Annotated in this window: 6 protein-coding genes; 5 read left to right on the top strand and 1 reads right to left on the bottom strand. The window is 48.0% G+C overall.

What is annotated here, in order from left to right; translation table 11 throughout:
• Nucleotides 1–21: 21 nt before the first annotated feature.
• Nucleotides 22–861: an AraC family transcriptional regulator gene (locus tag DFP97_RS08285; protein WP_114379519.1), complete on the bottom strand. Its 840-nt coding sequence runs from the start codon at nt 859–861 to the stop codon at nt 22–24.
• A gap of 150 nt (nt 862–1,011) precedes the next feature.
• Between DFP97_RS08285 and DFP97_RS08280 the strand changes: the two genes are divergently transcribed.
• The 5 genes from DFP97_RS08280 (at nt 1,012) to DFP97_RS08260 (ending at nt 11,103) form a co-directional block, all read left to right on the top strand.
• Entirely contained in the window at nt 1,012–3,462 is a 2,451-nt protein-coding gene (locus DFP97_RS08280) for a glycoside hydrolase family 2 protein (protein ID WP_181873407.1), read from the top strand.
• Between the two features lie 61 nt (nt 3,463–3,523).
• The gene (locus DFP97_RS08275) at nt 3,524–5,905 is read left to right on the top strand and encodes a glycoside hydrolase family 95 protein (RefSeq protein WP_114379517.1); all 2,382 of its coding nucleotides are present in this window, start codon (nt 3,524–3,526) and stop codon (nt 5,903–5,905) included.
• Between the two features lie 214 nt (nt 5,906–6,119).
• Nucleotides 6,120–7,874: a cache domain-containing sensor histidine kinase gene (locus DFP97_RS08270; protein WP_181873406.1), complete on the top strand. Its 1,755-nt coding sequence runs from the start codon at nt 6,120–6,122 to the stop codon at nt 7,872–7,874.
• Nucleotides 7,852–9,306: a response regulator transcription factor gene (locus DFP97_RS08265; protein WP_114379515.1), complete on the top strand. Its 1,455-nt coding sequence runs from the start codon at nt 7,852–7,854 to the stop codon at nt 9,304–9,306. The genes DFP97_RS08270 and DFP97_RS08265 overlap by 23 nt, the downstream gene beginning before the upstream one ends.
• Before the next feature lie 114 nt (nt 9,307–9,420).
• Nucleotides 9,421–11,103, top strand: a complete 1,683-nt coding sequence (locus tag DFP97_RS08260) for an extracellular solute-binding protein (RefSeq protein WP_114379514.1) — start codon at nt 9,421–9,423, stop codon at nt 11,101–11,103.
• The last annotated feature ends 31 nt before the right edge of the window (nt 11,104–11,134 follow it).

Below are 11,134 nucleotides of genomic sequence, written 5' to 3'. Positions count from 1 at the left end.
AATGGTTTTTTTATACGGCATTTATCCTTTCATATGATTGCTTCTGAATTCACCCGGCGTCATTCCCTCGGACTCCATAAATTTTTTGTTGAAATAGCTGAAGCCCGGATAGCCGGCTCGTTCAGCAACTTCTTTAATCGGGATGACCGGATGGCTGACCAATAAATGCTTGCTTAGCTGAATTCTGCACTTCGTAATATAGGAGACAGGCGTCATCCTCGTTACTTTCTTGAATAAGCTGCAAAAATAATTCGGGGTATAGCCGGCTGCGGCAGCCCAATCCTCGAGAATGAACGGGAGATGGGCTTTTCGCTGCATCTCGGGCAGCAAGGCCAGCATTTTCCGGGCATTGTCTACGCCGCGATAATGAGAGAATGGAGTGGCGCTGCTAAGAAATTCAATAAGCACGCTATAGGTGAGTGCGGATATGCGCGAAGGGCGTAAAAAATTGTTTTGTTCGATTTCATCGAGAAGGCTTATGAAATTACTCTCGAGCAGACTGCCGTCTTTGATGTTCCAAATGCCCGATTGATGATAGCCGTTTTCCGCGACAAATGCAGGTAGCGTGCTGCCGTACATTTGTATCCAAAAAATATTCCACGGTTCCTCTTCCGAACGGTAATACCGCATAGTGTCATTTGGAATATGCCAGAACACATCTCCTTCGTGAAGCTGGAACGTTTCGCCATTGAGCTCGATATAACCACTTCCGCTTGCCACATAATGCAGGCTATAGTCTCTGACGCCGTCGGGGCGATTTACGTTATGATCCGTTGGCTGCACGAAATTTCCAACAGAGTGAGGAAAGCAGAAAAAACGAAACTCAGAGAAGTTAGGTAAGTAGAATTCTCGTTCAGACAAGGTGATCACCTCTAATAAAGTTATTTAAATAAATCATAATATAGTTTTAAACATATTAAAATAGAGTTATATAAAATGGTTCATATTCTGATTATACTAGAAACATAAAATCATATATTTATTTTAATGCTGAAAGGGATGTTACAAAGCATGGCAACAAGCTTGACCAAAAGGCATCAGGTGTTAATCAACAACGAATGGACGTTTATGTATGGGGATATTGCCGAAGGCAAAGAAGTTTTATTCGATGATTCGAGCTGGTATGATATCGGAATTCCGCATTCATTCGGCATTCCGTATTTCATGGAGAATGAGTTTTATGTTGGCTACGGGTGTTATCGCAAGCATTTTTCCATTCAGCCGGAATGGCTGGGCAAGAGGATATCGCTAGAGTTTCAAGGGGCGTTCCAGGATGCCGACATCTATGTCAACGGCGAATGGGCCGGCAATCATAAGGGCGGATATACGGCATTCCATATCGATATATCGGAGCTCGTACATGAAGGAGATAATTTGCTCTTTGTGCGGTTGAATAATCTGTGGAATCCTCGTCTTGCTCCGCGAGCGGGAGAGCATGTGTTTAACGGAGGCATCTACCGCGACGTAAGCCTTATCGTTACGGAGCATGTGCACGTCGCTTGGTATGGCACGTTCGTTACTGCTTCCGAAGTGACCGCTGAAAGCGCGGCATTGGAGGTTAAAACCGAGGTCGTGAACGAAGCGGCGAACGCGGCGGACTGCTTGCTTGTATCCGTCGTGGAGTTCGATGGTACGAGCATTAGTGAGATGAGAAGCAGGCAATCCATTGAACCGGGGCAAAGCTTTGAATTTAGCCAGCAACAACTGATGGGTAAGCCAATGTTGTGGCACCCGGATTCGCCGCATCTCTACCAGTTAAAGAGCTATGTGTATGTGGACGATATGCTGCAGGATGAATATGAAACCAGTTTCGGGGTGCGTTCTATCTTCTTTGATGCAAAGAAAGGTTTCTTCTTGAACGGAAAGCATTATGACATCATCGGCGCCAATGTGCATCAGGATCATGCAGGATGGGGCGACGCGGTAACAAGAGCAGGCATTGCACGCGATGTTAAGCTGATCAAGGACTGCGGCATGAATTTTATAAGAGGCTCTCACTACCCGCATCATACACACTTCTCCGCAGAATGCGACAAGCAAGGACTGTTGTTCTGGTCGGAGCTCTGCTTTTGGGGAATCGGGGGCGCCAATACGGAAGGCTATTGGGCAAGCAGCGCGTATCCGGTTCGCGAAGAAGATAAAGAAGAGTTCGAAGTCAGCTGCATGAGGGCGCTGCATGAGATGATCCGAACGAATCGCAATCATCCCAGCATCATTACATGGAGCATGAGCAATGAACCGTTTTTCAGCGATGACGAGGTTATGGATGAAGCACGCGCGCTTATCGTTCGGCTCGTAGAGGAGTCGCATCGCCTTGATCCGTCGCGCCCTGCATCTGTTGGCGGCGCACAGCGACAAGGGTTCGATGTGCTCGGAGACATCGCGGGCTATAACGGAGACGGAGCCGCATTATATATTGATCCAGGCTTCCCTAGCTTCGTGTCGGAGTATGGCAGCGTTATAGCGGTAAGGCCGGGAGAATATGCGCCGGGCTATACGGACGGAGTGGAGAGAAACCCGCGCTGGAGATCCGGCAAGGCGTTATGGTGCGGCTTCCATCATGGCAGCATTGCATCGAATATGGGTTATATGGGGATGATCGATTATTATCGTTTGCCATTAAATGCTTGGTATTGGTATCGCAACGAGCTGCTTGGCATTGCGCCGCCGCAGCCGGCCTCTGAAGGAACGGCTTACACGCTTAGACTGACGGCTGATAGGCATGTGATAGCCACCGACGGTACAGACGATACACATATTATCGTTGAAGTCATTGACCGAGAGGGCAAGCGAATCTGCAATCCGCTGCAAGTCGAGCTTGAGATTACCCACGGGGGCGGGTTATTCCCTACCGGGAAGTCGATACGGTTTTCGCCGGAGAACAACAGCTTCCTTGACGGAATGGGAGCCATTGAATTGAGATCTTATTACGCGGGGACAATCAAAGTTGAGGCAAGGGCCGAAGGGGTGCTGCCTGCGGAAATCAGTATCGAAGCCGTTGGCGACACGATATGGAGCGGTCAGTCCCTCCGTCTTCAACCTCCCCCGCCTTCAGTGATGAAGGCGCCGGCGCACGGATCAAGCTATAATATCGCAAGAAGCAGACCCGTATTTTGCAGCAGCTACGAAGCAGGGCATCCTGCAATGAACGTAACCGACGACCTTGAGGATACGTTTTGGAAGCCTTCCAACGAAGCGGAAGGGCAGTGGATTATGGTCGATCTAGAAGGACGCAAGAAGGCTGATCATGCTGTAATTACATTTGCAGGAACTACTGCTCTGTCTCTTCAAGAAGCATTTTACTCGTTGGATGGCAAGTCTTTCTCCCCGCTGGTAGCCAGCAAGCATGAGGGAAAAAACAAAATCCTCATCGCGGAGCTGCCGAGCGAAGGCCTGCGTTACTTGAAGGTGGTATTCAAGGCGGCAAATGCTGCAGTTAAACAAATAGAAATATTAACTTAACCTTATACTATTGAAGATATCAGGATTTTTTCTAAATTATTCATGGAAAGCGGTGCAGAATATGAAACTACAATATACAGTGCCGGCAAACGTATGGACGGAAGCTCTTCCTATCGGGAACGGCAGACTAGGCGGCATGGTCTTCGGCGGCGTTCATCAAGAACGAATTCAGTTTAATGAAGATACGTTATGGTCCGGTCCCCCGGCGGATGGCAATAATCCGAATGCGAAAGAGGTATTGCCTCAAATCCGTGAGCTTATCAACGACAAAAACTATAAAGAGGCCGATAAGCTATCGAAACAAATGATGGGGCCCTATACGCAATCCTACCTTCCTTTCGGCGAGCTTCATCTGACGATGGAGCATGGAAACATCTTTCACTCTTATAGCCGGGAGCTGAATCTTGAAGAAGGGATAGCAGTGGTGCGGTACAACGTGGGCAGCATACAGTATACCCGCGAATATTTAACCTCATTTCCAGATCAAATTATGGCCGTTCGCTTAACCGCAAGCGAGCCCGGAGCATTGAGTATGCATGTGGGGCTTGTCAGCCCTCTGCGCTATGATACGGCATACGAGCAAGACGTCTTTATTATAAAAGGATTTGCGCCCGAGCATGTATCGCCAAGCTACTTCAATACGAGTAATCCAGTGCAATATGGTGACGGCGAGCTAACGAGAGCGATGCGTTTTGACGCTCGGGTAACCGCTTCGCAAGATGGCGGATCGATGAAAACGACGCATAGCGGCATTCAAATTACCGGGGCATCAACGGTCGTGCTATATCTTAGCGCGGCAACGAGCTTTAATGGCTTCGACCAATTGCCGAACCAAAGCGGGAGAGATGAAGCAGCTATTGCCATGCAAGCTCTTTCGCAAGCCGTAGTCAAAGGCTATGACCTCATACGCGCTGCCCATGCCGAGGATTACAAGCCGCTTTTTGAACGCGTATCCCTAAAGCTGGGTGATCGGGTATCGCCGCCCGCCATGTCAACAGATCAAAGAATTTCGGAATTCGGCGCTAATGATCCGGAATTGGTTGAGCTGTTGTTCCAATACGGGCGCTACCTGATGATTTCCAGCTCCCGTCCCGGGACGCAGCCAGCTAACCTGCAGGGTATATGGAATGAAGAGCTGCGTGCGCCTTGGAGCAGCAATTATACGCTTAACATCAATGCGGAAATGAATTATTGGCCGGTTGAAAACTGCAACCTGAGCGAAATGCACACTCCATTTCTTGATTTTATTGGAAACGTGGCGAAGAACGGCAAAAAGACGGCCGAGACCAACTATGGCGCGGGAGGCTGGGTCGCGCATCATAATTCCGACATTTGGGCGCAATCCGCACCTGTAGGCGGCTTCGGAGACGGCGATCCTGTATGGGCGCTTTGGCCGATGGGCGGCGTATGGTTGACCCAGCACTTGTGGGAACACTTTGCTTTCGGGCGAGATTTAGAATACTTGCGTACCTATGCCTATCCAATCATGAAGGAAGCGGCTATATTCTGTCTTGATTGGCTGCATGAGGAAAACGACGGTAATTTGATCACTTCACCATCTACATCGCCCGAACAAAAATTCATCATTAACGGCGAGAGATTTGCCGTCAGTAAATCGGCAACGATGGATACCTCATTAATATGGGAGCTTCTTACGAACTGTATCGAAGCGTCGGAGCTGTTGACTGCCGACGATTCGTTCCGTGAGAAATTAATAGCAGCCCGCTCAAGGCTGTATCCGATGAAGATTGGAGCCGAAGGACAGCTTCAAGAGTGGTACGAGGACTTTGAAGGGGAAGCGCCGGATCATAGGCATATTTCACACTTAGTAGGTGTGTATCCCGGAAGACAGCTTACGGAGAAGGGAACGCCTGAGCTATTCAAAGCCGCAAAACGTTCGATGGAGCTCCGCGGAGACGGCGGAACGGGCTGGAGCCTCGGCTGGAAAGTTAACACGTGGGCAAGATTCAAAGATGGCAACAGGGCGAAGGCTTTAATTTCTAATCTGTTGTCGTTAGTAAAAAGCGATGATCCGATCAGCTTTACGATAGGCGGCGTGTACGCCAACCTGTTCGACGCGCACCCGCCGTTCCAAATTGACGGCAATTTCGCCATAACAGCAGGCATAGCGGAAATGCTCGTGCAGTCACACCAAGGGTACATCGAGATGCTGCCCGCGTTGCCCGATGCTTGGGCGGAGGGATATGTGAAGGGCTTGAGAGCAAGAGGCGGCTTCCAGGTCGATATCTCTTGGAAGGATGGTCAATGGGAAGAGGCGGAAATCTCATCGAGCGGCAACGAGGAGTGCGTGCTGTATTCGGATAAGGCGATTGCCGTATACGATGCTGTTAGCGGCAATGAAGTTGCGCTCCATCATAACGGAGACGGTTTATACCGATTTCCTGCAGAAGCAGGGCAAACCTGTCTCATAAAGGTTAATTAATTGGCCCGCAAAATAATTCGGATTCTTGCAAAGGAACCTTGGAGCGATCCAAGGTTCCTTTAAATTCGTTTGCTTGACGCCGGTTCTTTTAGTAAATCGCACAAAAGAGTCCTCGGTAAATGTCGAGAGGTTATAGCATACGAGGTGAATTCGCATAATACGTAGAACCGATTGGTGTTCCAGATAAATGGAAAAGAAGGCGAGGGTTGTCAACATGGACCGATTTCGAAATCACAGTCTGAGCAGAAATATAATGTATTTGATTTTGATCATGCTGGTCATTCTTCTGGTTTCATTCGTCATCTCGAATCAAATTGCGAAGCGGATTGTCGAGAGAAAGGTGACGGACTCCGCCGATAAAATACTGCTTCAAGTGGAAGAGAAGATGACCAGTTTTTATGCGGACATGGGTGGAATCTCAATATCTCTGCTTTACAGTCCGACCATTCAAACCGCGTTGACAGTGAAGGATGAGCTGACTATGGTTCTTATGAATCCGGAAGTGATCTCGATGTTCGCCAACACGATGTCGCTGAAGGAAAGTATTAGAGGCATCCGGTTATATAACAAGGAAGGAACGCCCGTAGCGAATACCGGAGCGGGAATTGTCGATTCCCTTCAGCATCCGGTTCAAACGACGGAATATTCCGGCTTAATGTCTTCTAACGATTCCCATTATACCATTACCGTTCCCATCTATAACCTGAAGAGCGCCCAGCTTCAAGATTATAGGGGAGCATGCATTTTTATTATGGATGTAAGCAATTTTAACAGTATATTAAAAAATGCGAAAATTACCCCGCACTCCCAGTTCCTGCTCCTCGATCAACACAACAATATCATGGCGAGCGATGGAGCAGCGACCAACATCCATCCGTTCGATTTGGCCGAATGGAAAAACGACAAGCGGTACATCGTACAGTCGGTTACGCTTTCCAGCACTGGCTGGAAGCTGATCAGCATCATCCCGAAGGACGAGCTGCTGCGGGATTTGGATACGGTGCAAAAACTGAATATCGCGACCTACCTGGTCATGATCTGTCTGCTCGGTTTGTTTCTGTTGCTCTTTTTCACCCGAATCATGAGGCCGATCAAAGCTTTGATGGATTTTATGAAGTCCTATTCGAAAAAGGGCGGCGAGACGCGGTTCACTATCGTATACCATAACGAAATCGGCGTGCTCGCTGCCCAGTTGAATAAAATGCTGGACGAAATCGATACCTTGGGCAACGAAATCCAGCATGCGCAAAAGCAAATGTATGAAATCGAAATTGCCAAAAAACAGATGGAAATATCGGCATTCCGCAATCAGATCAATCCGCATTTTTTGTACAATACACTGGAATGCATCCGTGCTTTGGCCTTCTACAATAAGGATGAGGAAATTGCGGCTATATCGGAATCCTTGTCCAATATGTTCCGATATTCGGTGAAAGGGAACGATTTCGTGACGATTGGCGATGAAATAAAGCATGTTAAGGAGTATTCCAATATTATCGAGCTCCGCTTTATGGGGAGGATTCGGGTGGAAATCGAAGCCGAGACAGGCTTGCTCGGCATGAAGACGCTGAAAATGCTGCTGCAGCCGATAGTCGAGAATGCCGTCTTTCACGGCTTGGAGAAAAAAAGAGGCAAGGGCATCGTCCAGCTAACGGCATATTCTTTGTCAGACAACCGGATTCGATATATCGTCCAGGATAACGGTTGCGGCATGGACGAGAGACAGTTGCAAGAGCTGTCCTATCGTTTGGGGAATCCCGATGCGCTTGTATCTGCGGTGAAGGATGAAAAGCAAGGTATCGGTCTTGCCAATATTTACCGAAGAATCAAGCTGTTTTATGGGGATGCAGCGGAGATGGACATTCAAAGTCAGTTAAATACCGGAACGTTGATCAGCATTACCATTCCGGTGCACGACAATGCGGAACAAGAGGGGAGTATGAATCGTGTACAAGGTATTGATTGTTGACGATGAGCCTTGGGTTGCAAAAGGATTGAAAAAATTGATCGACTGGGAGAGTCTTGGGTATACCGTTATTGGAGATGTCCACGACGGAATCGAGGCTATGGAAGCAATTCAGGACATGAATCCCGATGTCGTGCTCTCGGACATCCGTATGCCCGGATTAAACGGGATTGAGCTGATTGAAAGCATTCGCCTTCATGGGCTGGAGACGAAAGTCATCCTGATCAGCGGCTATGCGGAGTTCGAATATGCGCAAAAAGCGATACAGCTCGGCGCCTTCGATTATTTGCTCAAGCAGGTCGACAGAAACACGCTGACCGAGACCTTGCTGCGGCTAAAGATTGAGCTGGCCAACAGTCATAAGGGGAATCGTGAGCAAGATTTTCACCTCGAGGATTTGTTCGAATTGCTCGAGCCCGACAACAACATCAAAATCAACAATTTTATGATCAATAGAAGGCTGGAATTCGAGTTTCCCCACTACCGTTTCATCAGCTGTTTATATCCGCATTCGTCCGCTTGGGATGCCATCGCCGAACAAGCGGCGCAGAACGGTACCCAATGGTTCCGCTTACGCACGGGGCAAAATAAACTGTCATATCTGGTCAATTATGACGAACAAAAAAAACCGATCGGCTTGCTAGATTTCATCTCAGGAAGCCTTGCCGGCGCTCAGTATGTGGGCATCAGCGGCATCGGACTTTACTCGACGCCAATCGGCAAACTGTATCAGGAATCGGATATCGCCCTATCCAGCTCCTCCTTTCTGCAGAAGCAGAGCATAACTGAATACAAATCGGCGGACCACGTAGCAGCGCTGACCAAGCTGGTTCTAAAAATTGAGCTGGCCATTAAAGGATATAAACGGGACGTTATTCGGCAGGGGCTGGACGAACTGTGCGAGGAATGCGAAACGCGGAGCATGCTGATCGACCAAATCTCCGCGCTCTACAACCAGATTGTCTTGTTCGTATACAAATATTACGGCAACAGCGAGCTTGTTCAAGGCCTTGAGTACTTGACATATTCCCAAATCGTCCGGTCCTGCGAGTCGGTTCGGCAGCTCTTTGAGAGGATCAGCGTCATCTTCGAACGGCAGTCAGACGAAGAAATGCTGCTTTCCAAGGAGACGGTTAAGAAAATCATCGAATACATCGACTCCAGCTTTACAGAGGATATTTCGCTCAGCATGTTATCCAGACAATTCAATGTCAGTCTCGGCTACTTAAGCGCCTTGATCAAGAAGGAGACGGGAACCAACTATTCGGATTACGTGGTCGCCAAGAGATTGAATCTGGCTAAAGAGCTGCTGAGCGATGAATCGCTGTCGATACAGGAAATCGTAGAACGGGTAGGGTATAAAGATTATTTTCATTTTAACAAGCTGTTCAAAAAGCACTTCGGAATCACACCGAGCAAACACCGAAAAATATAACGCATCTAAATTTACACCAAATCGAAAAAAAAATTGAAGCATATGGCAAGCCTGTGGTTCAGGATAAGATAAGGATGTCTCAACCAATATACATTACAGGGGTGATCAGAAAGTATGAAAAAATTGAAAATGCTTACAGTAATGGCCTTGGCGTGCGTCGTAGCTCTTACGGGCTGTAGTTCCGCCAAAAATGCCGAAAGCGGCAATAACGCATCGCCGAAGGAATCAGCAGCCGCAACAAATTCGGAGCCGGTTACTCCAGAGAAGCTGACCTGGTTTGCGGATGCAAGCTTCTGGAATCCTCCAGCGCCTTGGAGCACGGACCCGAATACCGTAGAAGGGGTCATTACCCAGAAGACAGGGCTTACGTTTGAGTTTAACATTCCGGCTCAGGATGCCGGGACGAAGCTCAATCTGATGCTCGCCACTTCGCAGGAGCTTCCGGATCTCATGACGATTACGGATAGCCAATTGCATAAGAAGCTGGTTGATTCAGGAAAAATATGGGATTTGGATGAGTTTATGCAGAAGTACAATCCTTCCTCGCCTTTATTGACGTCTTTCCCGGCGGATGTAAAGAAAGCGATAATAAGAAAGTATGGCGCTTTCGCTGCAATTCCAAGCCATATAAACTCTGAGGATTTACAAAAAACATATCCTCCGGTAAGTGAACTTGTAGCCGACGCAGCCAAATATTCCGTCAACAATAACGCCATATTCAATGAAAAAATCATGAAAGAGGCCGGTATTTCTATAGATGATCTTAAAACCGAGGACGGAGTATTGGCTGCTTTCGAAAAAGTCAAGAACCTAAAGGTCGATGGCGCGCCTGTCATCCCGATGCAAATCAACGGCAAGGTGTACCAGCAGGCTACGATCCCTACACTTCAGGAGTATTTTGGCGCAATGTCGGTGGACAAGGATGGCAATTTCCGGGATATTATTTTTGCTCCTGAAACGAAGCATGTCCTGAAATTCATGTTCAAGGCAGCCCAAGGCGGATACTTTGATCCGGGTCAGATGACCATGGATGATGCGGCTATGGCAGCGGCTGTAAAGACCGGACGCGTCTTCTGCTTTATCGGAAATATAGCGAATTCAGGGTTTAGAGATGAGAAGCTCGGTCCGATTTGGGTCAATCCGGGACCAATCCAATCGAATCAGGGTACAAAACCTATTGCTGCCCGTGCTTCAGAGCCGGGTTCAGGCTGGATGCAGACCTCCATATCCAAGACGGCCAAGCATCCGGAACGCATTGCCAAATGGATTGATTATATGATGAGCGAAGAAGGTAAAACGCTTCACTTCTTTGGATTTGAAGGCAAAGATTACACGGTGCAGAATGGACTCCTTGTCAGAACCGAGCAAGGCATTAAAAATCAAAATGACCGTACGAAAACAGGGGTTGACATGTTCTGGCAATTCTTCAATGGTGCTTGGAACGACCACGTAACCCCTGCTCCTTCTGCTCCGCTTGATGTTATGGCTACGAAAGCGCATACGGCGGCTGTAAAAGCATCCACCATTTATGATTCTACACCGCTCGGTATGCCAGAAGGCTTCTTTCCGCCCGACAGCAAAGAGGCGAAGCAAGAGGCTGAAATCAGGCTTTATAAGGAAGCCCAGATTTCCAAAATTATATTGTCTAAAGATGAGGCGGCATTTAATAAAAATTACGAAGAGATGACCAATAAGATAAAGGATCTCGGTCAGCTTGAGCTCGATGCGAAGAAGAATGAACAGTTCCATAAGCAGGAACAAGAGTTGGGCATAACGGTTAAAGGTATCAATTCGTAATTGTTGTATGGAAGGCGGGTAATGCCAAAGT

The sequence above is a fragment of the Paenibacillus prosopidis genome (assembly GCF_003337375.1).
GTDB classification, from domain to species: Bacteria; Bacillota; Bacilli; order Paenibacillales; family Paenibacillaceae; genus Pristimantibacillus; species Pristimantibacillus prosopidis.
This window is presented reverse-complemented; position numbering and strand designations above follow the sequence as displayed.